The sequence below is a fragment of the Nannocystis exedens genome, assembly GCF_002343915.1.
GTDB lineage: Bacteria > Myxococcota_A > Polyangia > Nannocystales > Nannocystaceae > Nannocystis > Nannocystis exedens.
The window spans coordinates 1405644-1430609 of the sequence record NZ_NETK01000001.1; the positions used below are offsets into that span (position 1 = coordinate 1405644).

The 24966-nt window shown below is 72.6% G+C and carries 20 protein-coding genes; 11 read left to right on the forward strand and 9 right to left on the reverse strand.

Annotated elements, in window-relative coordinates; translation table 11 throughout:
* Positions 1-78: 78 nt before the first annotated feature.
* Positions 79-1038 carry a diacylglycerol kinase family protein gene (locus NAEX_RS05485; protein WP_096326466.1) on the reverse strand — a complete coding sequence of 320 codons (960 nt, stop codon included), beginning with the start codon at positions 1036-1038 and terminating at the stop codon, positions 79-81.
* A gap of 142 nt (positions 1039-1180) precedes the next feature.
* Between NAEX_RS05485 and NAEX_RS05490 the strand changes: the two genes are divergently transcribed.
* Together NAEX_RS05490 and NAEX_RS05495 are read left to right on the forward strand one after the other, a co-directional pair.
* Entirely contained in the window at positions 1181-1804 is a 624-nt protein-coding gene (locus NAEX_RS05490) for a hypothetical protein (protein WP_096326467.1), read from the forward strand.
* Positions 1805-1988: 184 nt separating this feature from the next.
* Positions 1989-3728 carry a sensor histidine kinase gene (locus tag NAEX_RS05495; RefSeq protein ID WP_170135487.1) on the forward strand — a complete coding sequence of 580 codons (1740 nt, stop codon included), beginning with the start codon at positions 1989-1991 and terminating at the stop codon, positions 3726-3728.
* A 3-nt stretch (positions 3729-3731) separates the two neighbouring features.
* Here NAEX_RS05495 and NAEX_RS51960 read toward each other — a convergent pair whose 3' ends face one another.
* The 6 genes from NAEX_RS51960 to NAEX_RS05525 form a co-directional block, all read right to left on the reverse strand.
* Complete coding sequence (locus NAEX_RS51960) at positions 3732-4925, reverse strand: hypothetical protein (protein ID WP_177325955.1); 1194 nt, start codon at positions 4923-4925, stop codon at positions 3732-3734.
* A gap of 202 nt (positions 4926-5127) precedes the next feature.
* Positions 5128-6438 carry an outer membrane protein assembly factor BamB family protein gene (locus NAEX_RS05505; RefSeq protein WP_245913617.1) on the reverse strand — a complete coding sequence of 437 codons (1311 nt, stop codon included), beginning with the start codon at positions 6436-6438 and terminating at the stop codon, positions 5128-5130.
* Positions 6439-6629: 191 nt separating this feature from the next.
* The gene (locus NAEX_RS05510) at positions 6630-10007 is read right to left on the reverse strand and encodes a WD40 repeat domain-containing serine/threonine protein kinase (protein ID WP_096326470.1); all 3378 of its coding nucleotides are present in this window, start codon (positions 10005-10007) and stop codon (positions 6630-6632) included.
* 44 nt (positions 10008-10051) lie between these two features.
* The gene (locus tag NAEX_RS05515) at positions 10052-10687 is read right to left on the reverse strand and encodes an RNA polymerase sigma factor (protein ID WP_096326471.1); all 636 of its coding nucleotides are present in this window, start codon (positions 10685-10687) and stop codon (positions 10052-10054) included.
* 164 nt (positions 10688-10851) lie between these two features.
* The gene (locus NAEX_RS51965; RefSeq protein WP_096326472.1) at positions 10852-11814 is read right to left on the reverse strand and encodes an expansin EXLX1 family cellulose-binding protein; all 963 of its coding nucleotides are present in this window, start codon (positions 11812-11814) and stop codon (positions 10852-10854) included.
* A gap of 74 nt (positions 11815-11888) precedes the next feature.
* Positions 11889-13406, reverse strand: coding sequence for a hypothetical protein (locus NAEX_RS05525; protein WP_143140763.1), 1518 nt, complete (start codon positions 13404-13406; stop codon positions 11889-11891).
* Between the two features lie 203 nt (positions 13407-13609).
* Between NAEX_RS05525 and NAEX_RS05530 the strand changes: the two genes are divergently transcribed.
* Genes NAEX_RS05530 through NAEX_RS05540 form a run of 3 tightly spaced genes read left to right on the forward strand, consistent with a single transcriptional unit; the run spans position 13610 to position 16467 of the window.
* Positions 13610-15427, forward strand: coding sequence for a CFI-box-CTERM domain-containing protein (locus NAEX_RS05530; protein WP_143140762.1), 1818 nt, complete (start codon positions 13610-13612; stop codon positions 15425-15427).
* Positions 15417-16172, forward strand: coding sequence for a hypothetical protein (locus NAEX_RS05535; RefSeq protein ID WP_143140761.1), 756 nt, complete (start codon positions 15417-15419; stop codon positions 16170-16172). Before NAEX_RS05530 ends, NAEX_RS05535 begins: the two co-directional genes overlap by 11 nt.
* A gap of 52 nt (positions 16173-16224) precedes the next feature.
* Positions 16225-16467 (forward strand): hypothetical protein, encoded by a 243-nt coding sequence (locus tag NAEX_RS05540; RefSeq protein ID WP_096326476.1) that lies wholly within the window; start codon positions 16225-16227, stop codon positions 16465-16467.
* Positions 16468-16504: 37 nt separating this feature from the next.
* Here NAEX_RS05540 and NAEX_RS05545 read toward each other — a convergent pair whose 3' ends face one another.
* Entirely contained in the window at positions 16505-17005 is a 501-nt protein-coding gene (locus tag NAEX_RS05545) for a hypothetical protein (RefSeq protein WP_096326477.1), read from the reverse strand.
* Between the two features lie 651 nt (positions 17006-17656).
* Here NAEX_RS05545 and NAEX_RS05550 point away from each other — a divergent pair.
* From NAEX_RS05550 to NAEX_RS05575, 6 genes are all read left to right on the forward strand, one after another.
* Positions 17657-18844 carry an AsmA family protein gene (locus NAEX_RS05550; RefSeq protein ID WP_096326478.1) on the forward strand — a complete coding sequence of 396 codons (1188 nt, stop codon included), beginning with the start codon at positions 17657-17659 and terminating at the stop codon, positions 18842-18844.
* 33 nt (positions 18845-18877) lie between these two features.
* Complete coding sequence (locus NAEX_RS05555; protein WP_096326479.1) at positions 18878-19669, forward strand: hypothetical protein; 792 nt, start codon at positions 18878-18880, stop codon at positions 19667-19669.
* Positions 19669-20088, forward strand: a complete 420-nt coding sequence (locus tag NAEX_RS05560) for a hypothetical protein (RefSeq protein WP_096326480.1) — start codon at positions 19669-19671, stop codon at positions 20086-20088. Before NAEX_RS05555 ends, NAEX_RS05560 begins: the two co-directional genes overlap by 1 nt.
* Before the next feature lie 79 nt (positions 20089-20167).
* Entirely contained in the window at positions 20168-21061 is an 894-nt protein-coding gene (locus NAEX_RS51970; RefSeq protein ID WP_177325953.1) for a hypothetical protein, read from the forward strand.
* Positions 21062-21261: 200 nt separating this feature from the next.
* Positions 21262-21804, forward strand: a complete 543-nt coding sequence (locus NAEX_RS05570; RefSeq protein WP_096326482.1) for a hypothetical protein — start codon at positions 21262-21264, stop codon at positions 21802-21804.
* Between the two features lie 382 nt (positions 21805-22186).
* A complete protein-coding gene (locus NAEX_RS05575) occupies positions 22187-22480 on the forward strand; it encodes a hypothetical protein (RefSeq protein WP_096326483.1) in 294 nt (97 codons plus the stop codon).
* 135 nt (positions 22481-22615) lie between these two features.
* Here the strand turns inward: NAEX_RS05575 and NAEX_RS05580 are convergent, their stop codons facing one another.
* Positions 22616-24148: a serine/threonine protein kinase gene (locus tag NAEX_RS05580; protein WP_096326484.1), complete on the reverse strand. Its 1533-nt coding sequence runs from the start codon at positions 24146-24148 to the stop codon at positions 22616-22618.
* Positions 24149-24966 lie beyond the last annotated feature (818 nt).

The following is a 24966-nucleotide window of genomic DNA, read 5'->3' on the forward strand; positions in this document are numbered from 1 at the left end:
CTCCGTCGCCATGTCTCGAGCGACATGCCCTTCCGGGCATGCCCCGAAGCGCATGCTCTCTCGGGCATGTCCTTTTGATCAGCTCTTCGGCTCGACCTCGAGCTCGGGCAGCCCCTCCAGCTTGCGCTCGTCGCAGCTCTGCGACGGCGGCGGCGCCGGCACCAGCACCTTCAGGCTGCGGGGCACGCACTCGACGGTCACGGGCGTCTCGCCGACGTCTTCGCCGTCGATGAGCACCGGCTGCGGCGGGTCGGCGCGGATCGTCGCGCGCGTCACCGGCAAGAAGCCGATGTCGTCGCGGGTCGCGGGGTTCTGGCTGAGCCCGGAGCGGTACAGGTGCAGCGCCGTGCCGATGCCGGAGCCGAGGTCGTCGAAGGCGATCAGGGTGACGTCGAGCTTCCCGTCGTCGCCGCACACCGTCGTCGGCCCCTGGGCGAACAGCGTGTGCAGCGGCGCGAGGTTGGCCACGGCGACGTTGGTGACCTTGCAGCGGATGATCTCGCTCTCGGTCTCGAGCTCGAGCGAGAACGGCTCGAGCTCGGACAGCCGCTGCAGGCCGGTGGCGATGTACGCGAGCAGGCCCCAGCGGTTCTTCGCCTCGCGCGACGTCTCGCCGATCGCGGCCGCGTGGAAGCCGACCGACGCGAACAGCAGCGCCGTGCGCCCGGCCGCGCGGGCGGTGTCGATCGCGTGCGGCTGGCCGGTGCAGGCGTTCTCGAGCGCGCCCGCGAGGTCGAGCGGGATCGAGAGGGCGCGCGCGAAGCTGTTGGCCGTGCCGCGCGGGAGCACGGCCAGCGGCACCTCGCCGCCGATCAGGCGCGAGGCCACCAGCGACACCGTGCCGTCGCCGCCGGCCGCGATCACGACCGCCGGCTCGCTCGCCAGCGCCGCCGCGGCGCACGCGTCCGCGTCACGCTCGGGGCTGGTCTCGAACACCGACAGCGCGTACGTCTGTTCGAGCGCGGCGACGACCTGGGACAGCTCGTCGCGGGCTGCGCCGGCGACCGGGTTCCACACCAGCGCGGCGCGCGGCTTCACGACGGCCTCCGGCGCGCGGCGAGGCGAGCGACCCGCGCACGCCGCTCGGCGGGCGAATCATGGGGGCCCGGGCGGTCGAGCCCAGGCGGCGTCGTCTGCCGCGTTGCGGTGTTCATCTCCGGAGTGTGCCACGCTTCACGACGTGAGCGGCGACCTCGACATCGACGCGCTCCTGGCCGAGTACGGGCTCCGCGGCGGTGAGGCGCGCGATCTGGGCCGGGCCGCGCTCGAGGCCGCCGGGCTCACGCGTCCGGGCAAGCGCAACCTCGCGGCCGGCAAGCGGCCGCGCGTCGAGGAGGTCATCGCCGAGCAGTTCGTGCGCACCTGCTCGCGCCCCCACTGCCGCGCCGCCGCGGCGGCCGACGGGCGGATCGTCGTCGACCTCGACGCGCCCGCGGCCCGACTGTGCGAGTTCTGCGGCGGCTCGACCAACCGCAGCGCGTGGGAGCGGGCGCTCGCCGCCATGGCCCGGCGCGACTGGCATCGCCTCGTCGTCGTCGGCGGCTCCCCGCCGCTGCACCACGAGCTGCGGGCCCTCGTCGGCGGGCGCATCGATCTCCGGCTCGTCGACGGCACCGCCCGCCGCACCGCGCACGACGCCGCGCACGACCTCGCGTGGGCCGACCGGATCGTCGTCTGGGGCGCCACCTTGCTCGACCACAAGGTCTCGCAGCTCTACACCGATCGCCGCTCGCCGAAGGTCGTCACCGTCGCGCGGCGCGGGCTCACGGCGCTGGCCGAGACGATCATCAAGACCGCCGAGTGAGCGCGCCGGCCGCAGCGCGCGATCGCGCTCGTTGCGCACCAAGAAACCCGTCAGGTCGACGGACTGCGTGAATCGCCGAGGCGGCTGCCGCGCGAGGGGCCGGATCGACGCGCGCCAACCGGTGCGTCAGCCGCACGGCCGCCGCCGACTTGTTGCATGCGCGATGGACGGCATCCTCCCAGCGATGTCGTCCACCCCCACCGACTCGGTGGTCGCCACCTTGCTGCGACTCGGCGTCATGGGCAAGTCCGACTGGGACGGCGCGCTGCAGCAGGTGCTGGAGATCTGCTGCGACCTCCTCACCGTCGAGCGCGCGAGCTACTGGAGCTTTCGCGACGACCCCGCCGCGATCGCCTGCGAGCTCGGCTATGTCCACAGCAAGCGGCTCCTCGAGCGCGGCATGGTCGTCACCGAGGGCAGCGCCCCCGACTACTTCGAGCTGGTCCGCAGCGTCAACGTGCTGGCGATCCGCGACGTCCGCGAGGACGCGCGGATGAGCGCGCTGAGCGGCTATTTCCACACCCACGCGATCCGCGGGCTGCTCGACGTGCCGGTGTTCGCCCAGGGCCGTCTGGCCGGGATCCTCTGCCACGAGGCCGTCGGCGAGCCGCGCGACTGGACATCGCACGACACCGAGCTCGCGCTGACGCTGAGCCAGACCCTCGCGCGCCTGCTCGAGGCGCGCGCGCGCGACCACGCCGAGCAGTCGGAGCGGCGGGCCGCCTTCCTCGCCCAGGTCGCGAGCGCGCTGGCCGACACCCTCGACCCCGCGCGCGCCGGCGAGATCGTGGTGCGCCGCGGCATACCTGTCCTCGGGGACATCTGCTCATTGATCGGCTACGACGGCCGCCGGGCCTGGCGGATCGCCGCCGCCCACGTCGAGCCCGCCGGCCAGCGGATCCTCGACGAGCTGTGCGCCCGCTACGGCGCCGACATCGACGGCCCCGGGCTCGGCATGCAGGCGCTGCGCGAGCGCCAGTCCTTGCTGCTGCCGGTGGCCGACGAGGCGACCCTGCGCGAGGCCGGCCTGGTCGACGGCCACATCGAGCTGCTGACCGCCCTGCGCGTGCGCAGCGTGCTGTCCGTGCTCCTGCGGGTCCGCGACGAGATCACCGGCGTGCTCACCTTCGCCGTCCGCAGCCGCCACTACGACCGCGAGGACATGCGGTTCGCCGAGGCCTACGCCCAGCAGGTCGGCACCCTGCTCGAGAACGCCAAGCTCTACGCGCAGGCGCAGGCGGCCATCGGCGCGCGCGACGAATTCCTCAGCCTCGCCGGCCACGAGCTGCGGACCCCGTTGACCGCGCTGCAGCTCGCGGTCGAGCTGCTGCGCAAGGCCCTGCCGCCGACCACGCCGACGGCGCAGCGGGCGGTCGACACCATCGCGCGTCAGACCACCCGGCTGTCGCGGCTCACCGAGCTCATCGTCCTCACGGCCCGGCAGTGCGACGGCGAGCTGCCGCTGCGGTTCACGCGGCTCGACCTCGCGGAGTTGGTCCGCGCCGTCACCCGCGACTTCGCCGACCTGTTCGCGCGCGCCGGCTGCGACCTGCGGCTGCACGCCGACGACGGCGTCGTCATCGACGGCGACGAGACCGGCCTCGAGGTCGTCGTCTCCAACCTTCTGGCCAACGCGATCAAGTTCGGCAAGGGCGAGCCGGTCGAGGTCAGCGTCCGGCGGCACGGCGGCGCCGTCCGGCTCGTCGTCCGCGACCACGGCATCGGCATCCCGCTGGAGCGGCTCGAGAGCGTGTTCGACCGCTACCAGCGCGCCGTCTCGCTGACCCACTTCGGCGGCCTCGGCCTCGGCCTGCACATCACCGCCAAGATCGTCGACGCCCACCGCGGCACGATCCGGGCCGACAGCCGCCCCGGCGAAGGGGCCACCTTCACCGTCGAGCTGCCGGTCGCCGCGCCCGCGTGAGCGTCACATCGGCACCACCGGCGCGCACGTCGACACCCCGGCCCCGACGATCAAGAGCGGCGCGTCGCTCGTCAGCAGCTCGAGGTCCTGGATCCCGTTGTTGTCGCTGTCGTCGTAGTCGAGGCGCGTCACCTCGCTGGCGACGAAGTCGTTGTCGCTGTCGGTGAAGAAGTAGAAGTCACCGGCGAAGAAGGCGAACGCGAACGCCCCGTTGTTGATCTCGAGCCCGCCGAGCGGCAGCACGTCGAGCGCCGCCCCGGTCGCCTTGTCGACCTCGACCAGCTTGGCCGGCCCGGTCCCGCCGAACTCGAACGCGCGCCCGTCGCCGGTGCCGGTCAGCTCCGCGCCGTCGAAGTTGGTCTTGCCGAGCTTGGCCAGCTGCAACGAGACCGGGTCGATGCTGATGAAGTCGCCGATGTTCGGCCCCTCGCTGAACGGCCCGATCCCGCTGTACGTGTTGCCGTAGATCCGGTCGCACTGGTCGAACTGGCTGTTCGACACGAACGCCATGCCGAAGTTGTCGACCCCGAGCTGGCCCGCCACGTAACCGGGGTCCTCGCAGTTCGACACGTCGGTCACGTCGACCTTGCGCAGCTCGCCGCCGACGAACTGGACCCACGCGAAGCCCTGGCGGTCGACCGCCATCGAGAACGTGCTCGAGAGCCCGCCGCAGTCGAGCTCGCCCAGCATCGTGAACGAGTTGGTCTCGGGGAAGTACTTCCACAGCTCGGCGTCGCCGGAGAGCACGAAGATCCCGTCGTCGAGCGGCACCTCGATGTCCGGGCACGCGCACGGCGCCGGCGGCTCGTCGGTGGTCTCGCCGTCGGTCGTCGTCGTCGTCGTCTCGGCCTCGGTGGTCGACGTCGTGGTCGTCGTCGTCGTCGTGTCGACCGGGTCGGTCGTCGAGGTCGTGGTGGTGGTCGTCGTCGAGTCGGTCGTGGTGGTCGTCGTCGAATCGGTCGACGTCGACGTCGACGTCGTGCTCGTCGTCCCGGTGTCGCTGTCGGTCTGCCCGCCCTCGGTCACGGTCGTCGTCGTCGTCGGCGTCGTCGTCGTCGTCGGCGTCGAGGTGGCGGTGGGGTCGTCGCTCGTGTCCGTCCCGGTCGACGACGCGCTCACGGCGGTGGCGGACGATTGCACGCTGTCGCCGCACGCAGCGACGAGCACCAGAGAGGCCAGCAAGGTAGGACGCATCATCGCGGCCGAGGATACGCCGCCCGGCCCGCGCACGCGAGCGCCCGCCGCCGAGCTCGGTCGTCGGTGGCCACGACGACGCCTCGCCGTCGGCGAGCCGGTGAGAATTTCCCCCGGGCCGCGCCTCGGGCACGCGACCGCCCGGAGAGGCGGCGCTCCGCGAACGCCTCGCCTGGCTCGTCCTCGCCGCCTGCGGACGCTCACGCTACGGACTGAACATCGCCAGCCACGCGTCCGACGTGTCGCCGTTCCCCATCTCGCCGGCGACGACGATGCGATCCTCGGCCGTCAGCGCCACGGCCATGCCGAAGCCGCCGCTGCCGCCGGCGATGATCCGCTCCCACCGCAGCTCGCCCGCCGCGGTGAACTTGCACAGCAGCGCGTCGCTGAAGCTCGAGCCGACCACGATCACGTCGCCCTGGGAGTCGACCGCGACGTCGTTGCCGCGACCGTCGGTCATGCACTGCGTGTGCGACCACTCGCTCTCGCCCGTGCTCGACAGCCGGCGCACCACGGTCCCGAACGAGGCCGCCAGGATGTCGCCGTCGCCCGCTCGCGCCAGCCCGCGGACCATGTTCTCGCTCATCGGCACCGCCTGCGACCACAGCTCGGCCCCGCTGTCCGGCTGCAGCGCGAACAGCAGCTCGCCCGACGGCGGCGGCGGCGGCGTGTGGAAGCCGACCACGATCTGATCGGCCGCGACGTGCAGCGCAGGCCCGAGCTCGTACAGCGGCTCGCTCTGCATCGGCCGCGCGTGGGTCCACTGCACCGCCCCGTCCGGCGCGTACCGCTGCACCCACAGCTCCGCCAGGCCGCCCTCGACGCTGCGCACCCCGGCGAGCACCAGATCACCCTCGGGCGTGCGCGCGACCTCGAGCGCGAAGTCGTCGCCGAGGCCCGAGCCGACGATCTCCTCCCACACGATCGCGCCGTCGCCGTCGAGCTGGGCGATCCAGGCGTCCCGCTGGTCCTCGCCGAGCGTCATGCCGACCACGTCGATCGTCGCCTCGCCGACCGCCACGCCGTGGATCGAGTCGAACGGGCTCTTCAAAAACGTCTTCGACCACATGCCCTCGCCCTCGGCCGTGAACCGCGTCAGCCACGCGCCTTCGCCGAGCCAGCGGCCGCCGGCGACGATCGTCCCGTCCGGCGCCACCGCGACGTCGCGGAAGTAGTCGGAGATGAAGATCTCCGAGCGGAACTCCCACAACAGCGCCGCCGACGGGCGGCAGTCGGCGTTGCAGCCGTCGCCCTCGACCGTGTTGCCGTCGTCGCAGAGCTCGTCGACGTCGACCGCCCCGTCGCCGCACGAGACCCCTGCCGTCGTCCCGTCGGAGTCGCTCGCGCCCGCGTCCGTCGTCGGCACCCCGGTCGTCGGCGCCCCGGTCGTCGGCACGCCCGACGTCGTGGTCGTCGTCTCCCCGGTCGTGGCCGGCCTGCCGGTCTCGTCCGGCGACGAGTCGGTGTCGCCCTCGGGGAAACGGATCGTGCACGCCGCGACCAAGAGTGTCCACATGAACATGTATTTCGTGTCATGTCTCATACAGCATGTCCTTTCATACCCAGCAAGTCTCGCGGCGCGAACATCCGCGAACGACCGAACGACGCGCCCGTGAATCCATCGCATGACTCATCCACCTCCGATGCCTGGCCCCTGTCCCGCGCGCCGACCGGCGACGCCCGGAGCGCCTCACCGCCGACGCCCGATCACTCGGTGCGCGCGGCCAGCCAGCGGGTCAGACCCGATCTGTCCCTTGGAACAGACACTCCGCCGTCCGCCGGCGCGCGGAGCGGCGGCGGCCCGTCGCCGTGGATCCGCGCCATCACGCCGTTCCCGAGCGACTTCACGGTGTGCTCGTGCTGCAGCACGATCATCTCGCCGAGACCCAGGTCGAGCCGGATCAGCGAGTCGTCGCGGCCCACGATCGTCAGTTCGTCCTCGGTGACGAACTCGAGGCGATGGATCGCCTCCGGCAGCGGGAACTCGCGCCCCGGATCGTCCGGACCCGCGAGCACGAGCACCGCGCGGCCCGCGAGCGAGACCGCCAGGAGCTCGCCGCTCGAGCTGAACGCCAGCTGCGGCGCGGATTCCAGCAACAACGACCGCCGCGTCACCGCCCCCTCGTCGTAGGTCACCAGCGTGTCGGTGCCGGGCAGCACGAGCGCGACTCTCGACCCCTGCGGTTCGACCGCGACGACCGGCGGCGTCCCGTCCCACGCCGCGCGCACGCTGCCGATCAGGACCGGCTCGCCGTCGCCGACGTGCAGGCCGAACACCGCGTCCGAGCTCGTGTGCGCGATCAGGTCGGAGCCCGAGGGCGTGGCCCACAGCCCCAGGATCCCGGCGTCGAGCCGCCAGCGCAGCGGCGAGCCGGCGCCGAAGGACGCGAGCACGGTCCCGTCGGCCAGGCCGACCGCGTACAGCTCACCGGACTCGGCCAGCGCGACCGCGCCGACCGGTTCGTCCACGGCGAGGATCCGGGTCCGGCCGTCGTCGTCGATCAAGCAGGCCCCGTGACGGACGCCGGCGATCAGCGCCCGGCCGTGCCTGTCGATCGCCTGTCGCATGGATCGGCCGAAGGTGGGCGTCAGATCGAGCCTCAACGGGCACATCACCCGGCTCCGGCGGCCGTCGCGGGTGCGCAGGATCTCCGGCGCGCCGCGCCCATCGCGGCCGAGCACCAGCGCATGGCTGCTGTCGGTGGTGGCGGTCAACCACCTGTCGTTCGGGACATCCGACCCCGTCTCCGCCGACCACAGCCATAGATCGCGGTCGTGCGTGCTGACGAACCGGCCGTCGACAGCGAACGCTGCGCGCTCGTTCCTGCCGACCTCGAGCACCCGCACGATCCGCCCGAACGCGGTCGACCACAGCGTCCAGCGTCGCCCGTGGCGAACCGCGAAGCGATCACCTGTGTCGGCGGCCACGAATCCGCCGTCGTTGTTGGCGAACGCGCGCATCTCCTCCGACGAGCGATACAGGTCCCGCTCCCACCGCTGCTGCCCCGTCGCCAGGTCGACCAGGGCCAGCTGCGGATCGTCGGTCCCGGGCCCGTGATTCGGGTTGCGGCGGCGCACGAGCGCCTGGTCGTCGTGCGTGATCGTCAGGGTCCCGCCGGCGAGCGGCCGAGTCGTCCCGTTGTGCAGCGACAGCGCCGTCCCGGCCTCGACGAGATACAGGCCGCTCGGTGAGAACGTCGTCGGCGAGGTGAGCGCAGGCAACGGCGTCGCTTCCGCGCCCTTCACCAGCAACGCCTGCCGCTGCGCCCCGGTGAGGGCGATCGCGGACCCGTCGGGGCTCATGACCGCGCGCGAGAACTGGCGAAACGGCAGCGCGAACGCTCTCGCGGGGCGCGTCGTCAGGTCCCAGGCGTAGGCCGCCGCCGGATCGAGCCACTGCAAGCGCATCATGCCGGCGAGGGCCGCGAGGGTCTCGCCGCCGCGCGACAGCTCCCAGCGGTGCGACGTGAGGCCGACGCCGATCGGCAGGTCCGACAGATCGATCGACTCGGGCGCCTCGTCGCCGCGGAAGATCACGCCGTGCGACCCCGCGAGCGCGGCCCATACGGGCGCCTCGGCCGCCGCGACGACCGTGCCGAACGGGGCTCGCAGATCGATCACCTGTTCTCCACGACCTGTCCCCAAGTTCCACCGCCAGACCGCCCCGCCGCCGTCGATGCTCACCAGGCCGCCGTCGGCCAGCGGCGCCACCTGCTCGATCGGCCGCGTGTGTCCGCGGAGCACCCGCTCCGGCGCGCCGCGAGCGACGGCAGCGACCGCGACGAGACGCGCACGCCGGAGGTCCAGCGGGTCGCTCAGCTCCACCCGCCGCAGCAGTCGCAGCGCCTCGACCGGGTCTTCGTCGAGCACGCCGCGGGCCTGCGCCAGCACCGCGTCGTTGGCCCGCCGCAGCGCCTCGGCCTCGGCCGCCTCGGCGCGGGCTCGCGCCGCCTCGACGCGTCGCAGGTACACCAACGACGCCGCCGCCGCGGCCACCGTGGCCGCGCCGATCGCCGCCACGGCGACCCGATGGCGTCGCAGCCACAACCGCAGCAGCTCGCCGGGTTGATAGCGATGCGCGTCGACCAACCGCCCGGCCGCGAAGCGCCGCAGATCCTCGGCCAGCGCCGCCGCGCCGGCGTAGCGATCGCCTGGCTCCGGGGACATGGCCTTGCGTACGATCGCCACCAGCTCGCGCGGCGCCTCGGGGACCAGCGGGCGCAGGTCCTCGACCTCGCCGGCGATCAGGCGCGACAGGAGCTGCCCCCGCTCGAGCTGCGCGTGCGGCGGGCGGCCGGCGAGCACGTGGAACAGCACCGCCCCGAGCGCGTAGACGTCGCTGCGAGCGTCGACCGCCGCGCCGCGGGCCTGCTCCGGCGGCATGTAGCGCAGCGTGCCGACGATCGCGCCCTCGCCCGTCATGTCGCTCGTCGTGTCCGGCCCCTCGCCCGCGAGCTCTCCGGTCCGCGTCGCGCTCGTGTCCTTCGCCAGGCCCCAATCGATCACCACCGTCTCGCCGTGGGGACCGACCAGGATGTTGCTCGGTTTGATGTCGCGGTGGAGCACCCCGTGCTGGTGCGCGTACGCGATCGCGTCGGCTGCCGCGAGCACGTGCGGGACCAGGGCGACGCGTCCGCGCAGCGTCGGCTCGTCGGCGATCACCCGCTCGAGCGACTCGCCGTCGACCAGCTTCATGCAGTAATAGGGCTCGCCGTCGGCGAAGCGGCCGATGTCGTACAGCGGCACGATCCCCGGGTGCTGCAGCCGTGCCGTGATCCGGGCCTCGGCCGCGAACCGCCGGGCCGCCTCGGGATCGCGGCGGCGCAACGTCTTGACCGCGACCACCCGCTCCAGCCGGCGATCGTGAGCGCGGCGGACGACCCCCAGCCCGCCGACCGCGAACACCTCGCCGATCGCGTAGCGCTCGTCGTCCCGCGCCTCGTCATCCTCTTTGTCGTCGCCTGCCTGCGACAGCTGATCGAGCCGCGCGAGCAGTCGTGCCCGTGCGCCGCGGATGGCGGCGGACGGCGCGGGGTCGGGGTGGCGGGCGAGCGCGGGCACGTCGGAGGGGGCCTCGCTCTCCATGTGCCGCGACGAGGGCGCGTGATCCCCGCCTCCAAATTCTTTTTTCAAACCCCCGCGACCGCGCCGCGGACGCGGCCGAAGCGGGCCTCGATGTCGGCGCGGATGCTCGCGAGGCAGCTGTCGAGGTCGCGCAGCGCTGGCGCGTGCGTCGTCCCGGACGCCAGCGCGTCGACGGCCGCGCGCAGGCGGGCGCGGGCGCGTTGCAGGCGGCGCGCCACCGTCGGCTGCGGCAGCTCGAACAGCGCCGCCAGCTCGGCCTGCGACAGCCCCTCCCAGTCCTTGAGCTCGATGAGGATCTGGTCGTCGAGGTCGAGCCCGCGCAGGGCCGTCGCGACCAGGCGCAGCGTCTCCTGCTCGGCCAGCGTCCCGCTCGGCGTCGGCTCGTCCGCCGGCAATGCGCTGTCGTCGACGTCCTCGAAGCGGCGCTCGCGGCGGTTCCAGCCGATCAGCACGAAGCGGGCCACCCCGAGCAGGTAGGCGCGGAACGAGCCCTCGCCGCGGAACGCCTCGCGCCGCCGGCACAGCGCCTCGAAGGTCTTCTGCGCCAGGTCCTCGCACACGCTCGGCGGCGCCTTGCCGTAGAAGAAGCGGAACACCGCCGCGTAGTGGCGCTCGATCAGCGCGTGCCCGGCCTCGCGTCGTCCGGCCCGCCACGCGGTCAAGAGCGCGTCGTCGTCCACCGCCGCACAATCGCAGGGGCCCCCGAACCGGTCAAGCGCGCGCCTCGCTCACGCGCGGGGCGCAACCACCGGGTCCGAGGCGCGTCCGTTGCATGACCCAAGATCATGTTCCTTAAAACATGTCCGATAAAACATGCCCTTTGCGACCTGTCCCGTCGCACCGCCTACGGCGAGCAGGCCGGGAACTGCCCCGCGCCGGGCGAGTCGCCGGCCTCGACGAACGGGATCCGCGCGTCTTCGAGCGCGTGGCCGTGCACATCGGTCACGCGGAACGCGTACGGCCCGGGGCCCATGCCCTGCTCCGCGACGAAGTAGTTGTAGTCGAGGCGCGGCACCTCCTGCCACGCGTCGTCCCCGTTTTTGAACTCGAGCTTGGCGATCGCGTTGCGGTGGTTGCGGATCTGCACCGCCGTCCACCACTGGTTGCTGCCTTCCTTGAAGTGGTAGACGATCGGCCCGTCGAGCGTGCAGGACACGTAGCGCCAGGTGATCGGCACGACGCCGAGGTTCTTGTCCGCGATCATCGGGAAGGCGTCCTCGTCGAGGTCGATGTGGCCCGACTCGCACTCCGGGCAGCGGTCGACGATGCGCACGACGATCTGGCCGTCGGGCCCGTCGATCTGCACGCACGCCCCGCACGCCGCCGAGGCCATGTAATCGGGCGTGTTCATCGCCGCGACCATGTCGTCGCCGGGGTTCGCGTCGAAGCTGCAGTTGCCGCTGCCGTCGGCGGCGTAATACGTCGCCTTGCCCGCGTGGTCCTCGCCCTCGCAGACCTGCCCGCCGCCGGTCGTCTCGCTCGTGCCCGGCCCGCTGCTCGTCTCGCCCGACGTCTCGCCGACCGTCGTCTCGCCGCTCGTCGCGCCGCTCGTCGCGTCGCTCGTCTCGCTGCTCGTCGGGTCCGCGCTCGTCGGCCCGGCGCTGGTCGGCGCCTCACCGCTCGCGTCCTCGCCGGTGCTCGGGCCCGCCGTGCCCTCGCTCCCCGGGCTGCCGGTCGGTCCGGCCGCCGTCGCCTCGTCGGTCGACGCCGTCGAAGCCGCTCCGGTCGACGCCTCGGTGTCGCCGCTGTCGCCGGGACACGCCGTGCACAAGAAGATCGCCGCCCACTCGAACCGTCGCCCGCGCATGCGCTCGACATGCCCTCAGCGCGCGCGACGTGTCAATGGCGGGCGGGCTCGCCCGCGGCCTGCAGGCGACAGCCTCACTCGCGCCCGAGCGGCGGCAGGTCGGCGCACACCAGCTCTTCCGCGTAGAGGTAGCCGAAGAAGCGCGCGCGGCCGGACTCGGCGTCGGCGACCAGCACCGACATGGGCCTTGGGTCATGTCCTGCACGACATTGCGCGCGGGACAGCACGAACTCGCGCAGCGCCCTGGCCTCGGCGCCGATCGAGTGGTTGACCGCGGCCGGGCCCGGGTCGAAGCGGGCCAGCTGGCGCATCGGCCCGGCGCCGGGCACGAACAGGTCGGACGCCTCGACGCGCCAGCCCGCCTGCGGCTGGGCCAGCTCGGGGCTGGCGAGCAGGTCGCCGACGCGGGCCAGGCGGCCGCGGGCCTCGGTCAGGTCGGCGGCGGCGAAGCGCCAGCGGCGGGGCGTGCAGATGTCCTCGAGGACAGCATGGACCTCGGCCACCGCGCCGAGGCGGTCGGCCAGGGCCGACCAGTCGCGGTCGAGCGCCGCGGTCGCGGCCTCGGCGGCGTCGAGGCCGAGCTGGCGCAGCTCGCCGGGGTAGTCGCGGCCGACCAGCATCGGGCAGCGGTCGGACAGCGCCAGCGCCGGCTCCGGCGCCGCCACCCGGGCCCCGCCGGCCGACAGCACCACCCGCGGGGCCACCGCGCACTGGTCGGCCGAGCTGCAGGCCGCGTACGGCTGCACGTGCTCCCAGTAGGCGCGGCCGCACTCGAACCTGGCCTTCGCGTCAGGTTCGGTCGGCACCTCCTCGCCGGCGAAGGCGCGCAGCTCGGCGTAGATCTCCGGCACGAACGCCGCCAGCTCGGCGCTGTAGAACCGCCACAGCAGCGCGTCGGCGTGGTTGAGGAAGCCCTCGAGCTGGGCCAGGCCTTGCTCCTGGCCCTCGGCCAGCGCCCGGATCGCCGGCTCGCAGCCGCCGACGCGCGCCGCCGGCAGCGCCTTCCAGGCCGACAAATCGATCGTCGCCGCGTCGACGCTGACGATCGACCTGGCGCTTGGGTCATGTCTTTGCAGCCATGTCTCTTGGAGCTGGAGCCCATCGGCGCGGTAGCGCGGGCGGCCGGAGCCGGGCTCGCGCGCGGCCACCAGCGCCTCGGGCCGGGCGACGATCGCCGCTTGCTCGGCCTGGCGCACGCTGGTGACCCGCAGCGTGGGGCTCAGGGCCTGCAGCGCCGGGCCGACGCGCGCGTCCCAGCCGGCCAGACCGGGGCCGAGCAGCACCTCGACCGCGGGCGAGGCCTTCAGCGCCTCTGCCAGCGCCTCGACGTCGCCGGCCGTCAGCGTCGGCGGCGACCAGGCCACCGCCAGGCTCGGCAAGTTCAGCCCGCCGCGCGGCGGCGGCGGTCCGCCGGGCAGCTGGCTCTGGCTCCCGAGCGCCGGCACGGCGGCCTCGGTGCCCGGCCGCGGCCCGCAGGTCAGCGTCGCCACCCCTGCCAGGATCGCCCCCGCCACCCGCTGGCACGATCTGCGGGGCGACACGCGGCGGCGCGCGACCGTGCGACCCGGGCGAAGAGAGGAGCTGCGATCCACGACGATCTTACTCTACGGTCCGTCCGCGCATGCAGCGGTGATCTGGCGCACTCGCGCCCGGACCGCCAGTTATCGGCCGAAACGAGGCGCAGCCGGCGACCTGCGCGAAATGCGCAAATGCCGCTGCGGCACTCTCGCCGGCCCGCTCGCGGCTCCAGGCCGCCGGCGGCGGGGCCGGCGAGTCGCCGTGATATGCTGCCGCCGTGCCTGGCTTGCGTCACTGGACTGTTCTGAGCGGCATCGCCTTGTTGGCCGGGATCGTGGGGCCGGCGCGCGAGGCGGCCGCCGAGGAGCCGATCCTCGTCGAGTTCCACTACACCCCGGTGCCGGACGTGCAGATGGCGATCTGGCTCGAGGACCAGGACGGCAACTTTGTGCAAGACGTCCTCGTCACACAGGCGACGGGCAAGTACGGCATCGGCAACCGGCCCGGCGTGTGGAACTTCGTGTCGAGCTGGCGCGCGCCGTACGGGCCGCGGCAGAACGTGCTGCCGGTGTGGGCGCACCGGCGCGGCAAGAAGTACCCGCGGATCATCTTCCACGACGACAACCCGGCCGACCTCGAGTCGCTCGGGTGGCACGAGAACAGCAGCTCCGCCGAGAATTACTACTGCCGGCCGCTGACCGCCTCGGAGCACGAGACCATCTCGGTCGACACCAAGACCTGCCCGTCGCCGAAGGTGTTCCAGTCCGACAAGGGTCGCTTCGACCCCAAGGGCAACCAGGTGTTCTACCCGCCGCGCAACGACCTCGTCGACTTCGAGCCCCTCGCCGACCACGAGGACGCCAAGCAGTACGCCGAGATCAACGACCTCGACGCCGTCACCGCCGCGACCCCGGTCGGCGACATGCCCGAGTTCACCACCTTGCTGCTGTCGCCCGAGGTGCTGGCCAAGGGCCCGCTGAGCGCCTACATCGAGGTCAACCTCGAGCGCGACGAGAACGCCAACTTCGACTACGACCGCGAGAACGACCACTTCGTCGACACGCGCCTCGAGAACTACGGCATCGAGTTCCTCGGCCAGCCCTCGGTCGTCTACAAGGTCGACTTCGACCCCAAGGAGCGGGCCTTCGTCGGCACCACCGAGTACCTCGGCTACGGCGACTGGAACGGCGCCACCGGCTCGCTGCACCCGCGCGACGGCAAGCTGAGCGAGACGAACGGCAGCGGCGCCGACCGCCTGCGGATCATGACCAAGAACGGCGACACGTTCCGCTGGGGCGTGTTCTCGTACGGCAAGGAGGGCGGCGGGACCACCAGCGAGGGCGAGGACACCGGCGACGACACCGGCCAGGGCAGCGACTCCGACAGCGGCGGCGCGACCGGCGAGCCCGGCACCGGCGGCGACGACAGCGGCGGGAACGGCACCGGCGGGTGGGGCCAGTGCAGCCAGCTGCGGCCGCTGGCCCCGATCGACGACCTCGCGCTCGCCGGCATGTCGTTCGACCGCGTCCAGCTCAGCTTCCGCATGCCGGAGCAGACCGATCCCGACTTCGAGCTGACCAAGATCCACGTCTATCACATCACCGGCGACAAGCCGCTCACCGACGACCTGCTCGGCGCCGCCTTCCTCAAGACCTTCAGCGCCGCCGAGCTCGCGGCCACCACCGGCCTCGTGACCCTCGAGATCGGCGAGCTGTGGGGCGACTACACCTACCAGTTCGCGGTCGTGTACGAGGACAAGTGCACCAACCGCAGCCCGCTCGTCGGCGCCGAGATCACCACCGAGGCGCAGAAGTTCCAGACGGTCGACAGCTTCTGCTTCGTCGCCACCGCCGCCTGGGGCGCCCCGTGGGCCGCCCAGGTCGCCGCCCTGCGGACGTTCCGCGACGTCTACCTCAAGACCTCCGCCACCGGCGTCGACCTGGTCCGCTTCTACTACGCCTACAGCCCGCCGCTGGCCCGCGTCATCCAGCACGAGCCGCTGCTCCGCGGCCTCGCCCGCGTCGTCCTCCAGCCGGTCGCCGACGCCGCGAGCCTGGCCACCCGCGCCTCCGCGCAGCCCGGTCATGGCGGCTAGCCCCCTCGCCGCGGCCCTCGCCGCGCTCGCCCTGGCCGCCGCGCCGGCTGCCCCCGAGAACATGTCCCCTGCGCCAGGTCCTTGGGAACCTGTCGCTATCGACATATCCCCGGAGACAGCCACCGGCCCGCTCCCCGCCACCGCCGGCACCACCCGAAGTGCCGCCCCGGCGGGCGGCGCCGCCCCGGGCCCGGCCGGCGGCCCCGCGGTGCAGCCGGGCGGCGCGCCTCCGCCGACCGGCGGCGCGCCGTCACCGACCCACGGAGCCGCCGGCCCTGGCGCCCCGGTCGGACCCAACACCCGCACCCCGACGGCGGCCGCGCCCGGCCTCGCCACGCCGGGCATGCCGGGGCCTGCCTCGGCGCCTGTCCCATCGGACAGGCCCTCCGAGGTCGTCCCTCCGGCCAGCCCGCCCGTCGCGGTCGCGGCCGGCGTCGAGGGGCCGGCCCCGGCCCCGGGCGGCCGCCTGTGTCACGGCTCGGGCGCCTGTCGTCGACTGCTGATCCTCGGCGGCGTGGCCGGCGGCCTCGGCCTCGGCTCGCTCGTCACCGGCGTCGCCCTCCTCGCCCGCCCGCTCGTCGCCGACCCCGAGGACCCGACCTCGCTCGTCACCTACCGCCCGGCCGGCGCGGCCTTCCTGGCTGTCGGCGCCGGCCTGGCCGCCACCTGGCTCCTCACCTTGCTCGCCGCGCGCAAGGCCGGCCGCCTGGCCCAGCGGCTGCGCGCCGCGGCACCTGTCCCGTGAGACCTGTCCTCTCATCACCGGTCCAGCGCCGGCGCGCCGCCGAACCTGTCCCATGAGACCTGTCCTCTTCTTCCTGGCCTTCGCCGTCGGCGCGTGCCGGATCCCCAACCCCGACCACTGCGTCCACAAGGACGTCGACAGCGACGCCTGGTGCGCCGAGAACAGCCCCGCGCGGCCCTTCTGCTCGCCCTGCGAGGCCGAGGGCCACGGCTGCGTCGCCGCCGCGCCCGACCCCGAGGCCTGCCCCGCCTACGAGCCCGACGGCACCGGCACGACGGACAGCAGCACCGGCTGACGGGGCGACCTCGCCGTGCGCGTCGAGCGGGAAGACGCTAGCCGCCCCCGTTCATGCAGAGGCACGCCGGGAAGCCCGGGCTGTCCATCTCGACGTCGAAGCACCGCTGCCATTCGTCGGGCTCGGGCGTCCCGCACCCCCACGTGGCGAAGTCGATCTGGCCCGGCCCGACCTCGCGCCAGAAGCCGGCGCAACCGGGCCCGCCCTCCTCGAAGCTGGCCAGCACGCACAGTCCGCCTGCCGGTTCGAAGCCGCAGCCGTCAGCGCCGTCGGTCGGCGCGAAGCGGAGGACCTCGGCCCAGCGGCAGCCGAGGCCGAGGTCCTCGTCCACCTCGGTCGCGGCCATGCACTCGGCCTCCGTCTTCGCGTCGGCGCACAGCGTCGGGGCGTCGCTGGTGGTCGTCGGCGTGTCGGTCGTGGTCGGGTCGGTCGTCGTCGCGGGCGTGTCGGTGTCGGTGCCGGTGCCGGTGCCGGGGGCGGCTCCGAGGTCGTGCTCGTGTCGGTGGTTTCGGTCGTCCCCGACTTGCCGGGCCCGCACGCCGCCAGCGCTGCGACGAGGACGAGGACGAGGGCCTTGCCGTGAATCTTGAAGTCAAGCGTCATACCCGGCACGATACGCGGCCGCGCCGGCGCTCGCCAGCGCGGCCGCGGGTCGGGGCCGCAGCCGTCCCCCCGGACATGTCCTGGAGGACATCCGGCCTGGGACCGCCGCGCGCGCCGCAGCCGGCCCGACCGGCGCGCGCACCTGTCCGCGAGGACAGGCACGCGCCGGCTCCCGCGAGCCGGCCGCGAGCGACCTCGAACTCGCCCCGGCACGAGATCGATCCGGCGCCCCGAGCTCGCGCTCGTCCTCACACGGACCTCGCGCGGGCGCCCCGGCAGGGCTCGCCCGCGCGCCGGCAGCGGGCGCGCCGGCCCCTGCCCGCGCCACGCGGGCCGCCCGGGGCAGCGGCCCGAAGCGGCGCGAAACTCCGGTCTCCGCGTGCTGGGGGCCACACGGCGCCCGCCCCGCGTCACCTGTCCTTTGGGACCTGCGCCGGTGCCCGCACCTGAAGGCCCGAGCACGTGGTCGGTGGTGGCCCCCGGGGGTCGTCCGCGGATCAACGTTCACAGACCCCCACATTTCGCGCGCGTGGGGCCGCCCGGCCGCGTTTGCAGCGGCAGCGACCGGTGCGAGAATCCCACGGGCGTGGAGGCCCTGCTCATCGTCGTCGCCGAGCTCATGGCGGTGCCGCTGCTGGTGGCGGCGGCCCTGCTGTTCGAGCTGGTCGGCGCGGCCCTGCTGGGCGCGGGCTACCTCGTCTTGTGGCGCAGCCGCCAGCGGCCGACCCGCCTGCTGCGCTGGTGGCGACGCGTCGTGTGGACGCTGACCGGCGTCCTCGGCCTCGTGCTGACGACCCTCGTGTTCGTCGACCTCGTCCTCTACGAGCCCGGCCTGCGGCTGCTGCTCGACCAGGTCGAGCGGACCAGCGGCGTCGACGTGTGCTTCGAGCGCGCGCGCGGCAACATCTTCACCGGCCACGTCCACCTCGAGGGCGTGACGATCCGCCACCGCAACGGCGCCGACCTCGCCCTCTCGATCGGCCGCCTCGACATCGACATCGCGATGCTGCGATTGCTCGAGCGCGAGGTCCCGATCACGGAGCTGCAATTGCACGGCGTGCGCGGCGGCATCGTCCGCAACCGGGCGCTCGGCGTCGGTCAGCCGGGCGGTCGCGGCTTCGTGATCGAGCGGCTGGTCGTCGACGACCTCGCCATCGACTTCGAAGATCTGGCGGCGGCACCGACCACGCGGGTGCTGCCGCTGGCGCTCGAGCACCTCGAGATCGCGCCGCTGCGCAGCGAGTACGCGCTCATCGATGTCCTGTGTCACACGCGCGCCCGCGGCCGCGCCCGCGGCAACACCTTCCTCGCCGAGCCGGGCAGCTGGACCGTCCGCGACGTCCCGCTCGCGCCGCAGGGCGCGGTCGGCCTCGGCGCGGTCGGTCGGTGGCTGCGCGACGGCAGCGTCGACGTCGGCGTCACCTGCGTCGAACCCGACGGCGACCCGCTGCGGCTGCGCGTCGACCTCGACCTCGCCGGCTTCCGCGTCTCGCCGCCGGCCGGCGACCGGCGCACCGCGATCCAGCGGATCGCCGCCGCGTTTTCGCACCTGGGCGCCCGGCTGCAGCTCCAGTTCGAGCTCGAGCTCGAGCGAAGTCGCCTGCGCGGCGTCGCCTCGGCGGCGCAGGTCGGCCTGTGGGACCTCGGCGTCCACCAGTACAACATCCAGCTCGGCCGCAAGCTCGGCCTCGACGCCGACGACATGAACCTGCTCGGCCTCGGCTCCAGAGCCCTCGACGCCGCCCACCAGCGGCTGCACGCGCGGCAACGTTGACCTGTCCGAAAGGTCGGGCGTACGCTGAGCGCCATGCTTGGCCTACGCTTCAGCCGACTGGTCCACGCCGCCATCGCCAGCGGCGCGCTGATCCTCGGCGCCTGCCCCGACGCGCCCGGTGACACCGAGACAGGGACCGAGTCCGAGACCGACTCGGGAGACACCGACACGACCAGCGATCCGCCCGACCCGACCACGGGCTTCCCCCCGCCGCCTCCGCCCCCGCCCGGCGACATCACCCCGCCGGCCCTCGCCGGCGTGACGATGATCGACTCGTTCACGCTGCAGCTGAGCTTCACCGAGGCGATCGCGCCGGTCGACACCGTCAACCCCAAGCGCTTCCGCCTCAGCCTCGCGCGCGGCTACTTCGGCAATTACGGCGGCCAGCCCGCCACCTACCTGCGCGATCTGCAGTACTACAATTTGATCGAGTACTGCCCGCCGCCCCCGCCCGGCTGCTATTACGATCCGCCGCCGTACTACTGCTATTACGGCGGCTGTTATTATCAGCCCGCTCCGATCGAGGTCGCCGATCTGTTCAATCACTACGCCGACCCGACGCAGGTGATCGTGACGCTGACCACCCCGATCCAGCCGTCGCTGTGCAACCTCCTCAAGGGGCCCGAGGACCCGGTGTTCGACTTCGTGCTGCACCTGCACTACGCCAGCGGCGGTCAGGCGCAGGTCACCGATCTGGCCGGCCTGCCGCTGCCGCCGCTCGCCGACGCGTGGGTCAAGAGCCAGAGCAAATACTACAACTATGTGAACTCGGCCCCGTTCAGCAATTTCAACCCGTTCCTGCCCATCCCCTGCACCCTGTTCTGATGCACCCCGCGCTGCACCCCGGCTCGCCCCCGCCGGCCGACGATGAGGACGTGGAGGTCGTGCTGCGCGCCGTGCCCGAGCTCGCCTTCTTCCCCGAGCTCGAGCCCTGCATCCGCGCCGGCGAGGTGACCGGCCCCTGGCCGCCGGGGCGCGAGGCCTTCGCGGGCCGCGACTTCGAGGACCTGCGGACCCAGGCGCTGCGCGGCCTCGAGGCGCTGGCCGACCGGGCCGAGCGCGAGCGCAGCGGCGGGCTCGCGTTCCTGGTCCGCACCCTCACCTATTTCCTCGTCGGCCCGGCCGCCCTGCCTGCGGTCGAGCACCCCCTGCTCGTCGCGCTATTGTTGCGCGGCGCCGCTCGAGGCCACGAGGGCGCCGACACGGCGCTTGAGATCGCCCGCGCCATGGATCGGTGGGGATGACCCGAAGGACAGGTCGATCCCGCCGGCGTCCGCAGGCGCCGACCTCGGCGCGTTGAGACGCCGCGCGTACCCTCGGCGCATGCTTGGACTACGCTTCAGCCGGCTCGTGCACGCCGCCATCGCCAGCGGCGCGCTCGCCCTCGCCGCCTGTCAGGGCGGCGGCAAGGGCGACACGGACACCGACACCGACACCGGCACCGCGACCGAGGCGCCGACCACCGACGATCCGACCGGGCCCCCGATCGATCCGACCCTTCCGTTGCCGCCCGATCCGACGAATCCGCTGCCGCCCGACCCGCCCGATCCGCCGCCCGCCGACGTGCCGCCGGCGCTGCTCGGCGTCAAGCTGCTCGACCCGTCGACCCTCCAGCTCAGCTTCACCGAGCCGCTCGCCCCGGTCGACACCGTCAACCCCAAGCGCTTCCGCCTCAGCGTCGCCCAGGCCTACCTCGGCAACTACGGCGGTCAGCCGAGCACCACCCTCATCGACCCGCGCTACTACAACCTCGAGGAGTACTGCCCGCCGAACCCGCCGCCGCCCTGCTACTACGAGCCGCCGTACTACTACTATTGCTACTACGGCCCCTCCTGCTATTACCAGAGCACCGGCCCGCTCGTGCCCACCAGCGTCGCCCCGCTCGACGGCGACCCGACCTCGATCGTCATCACCCTCAGCGTCCCGATCCAGCCGTTCCTGTGCAACACGCTGCAGGCGTTCGAGGACAACCCCAACATCCAGATGGTGCTGCACCTCCACTACGCCGCCGGCGGGCTGGCGGAGCTCCAGGACCTCACCGGCCTGGCCCTGCCGTCCCTCGGCGACGCCTGGGTGAAGTACGACGGCAACTTCTACGGCTACGAGGGCCCCGCCTTCTCGAACCTCGACCCGTTCCTCCCGATCCCCTGCGCGCTGTTCGACGTCCCCGCGCCCATCCCCGACGACAGCCCCGACATCCCGGATTCCGACCTGTAACCGGCCCGCGAGCGAATGCGGCGAGGCCGGGCGCCCGGCACATCGAGCGGGGCGCCCGCGCGCCCAACCGTACGTCTCGGGACGTGGCGGATGCGTCGCCGTAGAGCCCCGCGGCAGCGCACCGGCGCAGCGCCTCGCCCGACGGCCTTCAAGGCGCGCTCGGCGCGGCCGAGCGCTCCGAACGGAGTACCATGCCGGCCATGACTAACTTCAGCAATCGCGCGCTGCGCACCTTCGCATTCACTGTCCTCGCCGCCTGCAGCCCGAAGGGCGCCGACACGGGCACCGACGGCACCGACGGCAACACGACCGGGTCCGGGAGCACCGCCTCGACCACCGGCAACGACACGAGCACCGGCGAAACCACTGGCACGAGCACCGCCACGACCGACGCCACCGGTCCCACGACGACCACGACTCTCGGGACCACGACCGTCGACACCACGACCGGCCCCGGCCCCGTGAGCGCCACCGACTCGGACTCCGAGTCCGACGGCGAGTCGGAGTCCGACTCCGACTCTGACTGCGCCTCGACCTGCGGCACGGTGATCGAGTGCGAGCACCCCGACGTGTTGGAGTCGCTGGGCGCCCCGCCGTGCGAAGAGGGCTTCCACTGCGACGACCAATCGGACTGCGGCTGCGCCCTCACCTTCTGCGTGGCGAACTGCGACCCCAGCGATCCGAACGCGTGCGCGACGGGTGAAACCTGCGACGCACGCAGCGGCGCCTGCGTCCCTGCCTGATCGCCCCCGTTCACGCGTCCCCCTCGATCGCCCGGCCCCACGCCTCGGCGCCCTCGGCCACCGTACCCGCGGGTCGACTTCGGTAGCGCGCGAAGAGCGTGCTGCCGTCGGATCCGACCCGCGCCCGCCTCGCGCCTCGCTCGCGACGGGGCGGCGTGCGCCGTCGACGATCCGGTCCGGCGCGCGCCGCCTGGCTCGAACCCGGCTCGAAATTGGCCGCCATTGCACATTCCACCGAGCGGAAGGCCCGCACCTCGTGCGCGCTATTTGGAGCGGGGCCATTCATCGACGGAACAAGCCATTGGCTGCGGCGGACACCTCGCCGCACGACATCCGACATCGTTGGGTCGGCAACATCGGTTGCTGGAATCGGAGGTGTACAATGGAGCAGCACAGCACGACCATCGGTAACGTTCGCCTGGAATGGGGACGCCTCGAGCGGCAGGACCGCCGCCAGAAGATCACATTTCGCCGGGAATTCGCGCAGACGCCCGTCGTCATGGTGAGCGTCGAGACGAACGACGCTCGGGCGGTCGAGACCGTGGAAGTAGCCCACGACGTCCGCCGGAAGAGCTTCCGCGTCACCAACAAGGAAGATTACACGGTCGTCTACATTGCGATCGGACGCGTGAAGGAGCCGGGTAGCGAGCCCGAGGAGAGCGAGCCCGAGGCGTAGGCCCGAGCCGCGGCTGTTCGCTGAACAGCCTCGGGCCCCGAGGCTGTTCGGCGAACCGCCGGCCTGGCCCACCGATCGGCCGCCGAGTCGCCCGCGTGCTCGACGAGCACGGCCGCGCGGCCCGTGGGCGGAGCATCAGATCCTGGGCGCGTCGCCCGGGGGCGATGACGTCGGTGCAACAGCGAAGGTCTCGTTGTCCCGGTACGCGCCGACGACGAGGAGGACACGCGTCTCGGGGTAGGTGATCAGCTCCTCGAGCAGGCCGAGGCTCGCCGAGTCGGCCCACTGGAGGTCGTCGAGGAACAGCGCGAGCGGGTGCTCCTTCCTCGCGAACACCCCGATGAATTTGCGGAACACGATGCGGAACCGGTTCTGCGCCTCCCTCGGCGGCAGCTCCGGGACCGGTGGTTGCGCGCCGATGACGAGCTCGATCTGGGGAATCACGTCGACGATCAGCTGTCCGCTCTTTCCGAGGGCGTCGCGCAGCCGCTGCCGCCAGGCGGCGATCCGCTCCTCGCTCTCGGCGAGGATCTCGAGCACGAGCTCCCCGAAGGCCTGGACGAGGGTGGAGTACGGGATGTCGCGCTTGTATTGATCGAACTTACCCGAGATGAAGAAGCCTCGCCGGCGGACGACGGGCTTGTGCAGCTCGTGGACGAGCGCCGACTTGCCGATGCCGGGATAGCCGGAGACCAGCACGAGCTCGGGCACCCCTGCGTCGGCCGCCCGGTCGAACGCCGAGAGCAGCGCGGCGACCTCGTCCTCGCGCCCGTAGAGCTTCTCGGGGATTTGAAACCGGTCCGAGACATCGCGCTCGCCGAGGGGGAACCGATCGATCTTCCCGTTGCTCCGCAGCTCGGCGAGGCACCGCTCGAGGTCGAGCTGGAGGCCGCGGGCAATCTGATAGCGATCCTCCGGCATCTTGGCCAGGAGCCTGGGGACCAGCGCGGAGAGGACCTCCGGCAATCCCGGCACGATCGAGGAGGGCGGCTGCGGGGCGCGGGCGACGTGGTAATGCACCCACTCGAGCGGATCCCGCGCCTCGAACGGCAGGCGCCCGGTGAGCATCTCGTAGAAGGCGACGCCGAGGGCATAGAGATCGGCGCGGCTGTCGATCGCCCGGTTCATCCGCCCCGTCTGCTCCGGTGACAGGTACGCCAGCGAGCCCTCGATGAGCCTCGGGCTCTCGCCGGCCTTGCACTCGCGAGGGAGACGGGAAGCGAGCCCGAGATCCGTGAGCTTGACCTGGCCGGTCTCCGCGTTGACGAGGATGTTCTGCGGCTTCACGTCTCGATGGACGATCTCCCGCTCGTGGATCGCTGCGACGGCCGCGGCGATGCGGGCCGCGAGATCGAGGAATTTCTCCAAGGCCATGGGCGCGCCGAGGAATTGATCGAGCGACCGCGCGCCGAAGTCCTCCATCACGAGCGCCGGCATCCCCTCATACGTCTCCAGGGCCAGCGGCTTGACGACGCTCGGCAGCTCCAGATCCTTGCAGAGCAGGTACTCGTGCTTGAGACGCTCGAAATCCCGCGGACGACTGCGCCTCGGGTCGAGCGCCTTCAAAAGCACCGGACGGCCATCGACGGTCCGGACTGCACGAAAGAGGGTAGTGTTCTGGCCTTCGTGGAGGGTCTCCGTGATTGCGTAGGGGGATGTGACGTTCATTGCCAAGGAGAAGAACCCCGTGAACGGCGGGCACCCGGCAGCTTCGCCGAATGTTGGAGGTCATGCCCGGCGATCGTGGCGCTGCCGCTCGAGTCGGCGCCGCGCCGGGGTGACGTGGTCACGCGACCGCGCGGACGCATGGCTCCCGCCAGGGAGGGAGCGCTCGACCCCATTGTCTCCGGCGACTGCGGCACGCCATCACTCCCTTGACGTTTCTCCTATAATGATAGCATGAGGTGCCCGGCCGCGGCGCGTCTTCCGTCGCGCCGCACGCGCTGGCCTGCCCGACCCGCCGAGCCCAATTTTCACGGCGGTCCAAGCGCCGGCGCCCTGGAGGTCCGCGGGGACCGTGTCCGCAGACGCTCCGGCCGGACCCTCCCGCGTATGCCCAGCTCGACGGCGCGGCGGCCCGCGCCGTCGCCGAGCTCGCTCACGACGCGGTGCGCCTCGAGCTCCCGTCGGCGGCAAGAACCCGGACGCTGACATCGAGTCCTCGGGCTTCGAGAACAACAGCGCGACCGGCGAGGGGCACGCTCTCCTATGGCTGCACCGGCGCGAACGCCTGCGACAGCCACGGGCGCCAACAAGTACGAGGGGGGCGGATCTGCATCGACGACTGCGGCCTCAACTGCCCCGGCGGCCTCGCCGTCACCGACTTCGACCTCGGCTTCGGCGCGTGCGAGGCGGACCCCAACGACCAGGACCTGCCGGAGGACCTGGTGATCAACGACGGCGCCGACGCCAGCTGTTCTACGCCCCGAGCCCATCCCCCGGCAGCTTGGCCCGGGCCGAAATTGGTGTGCGAACGGCCGTTCAGT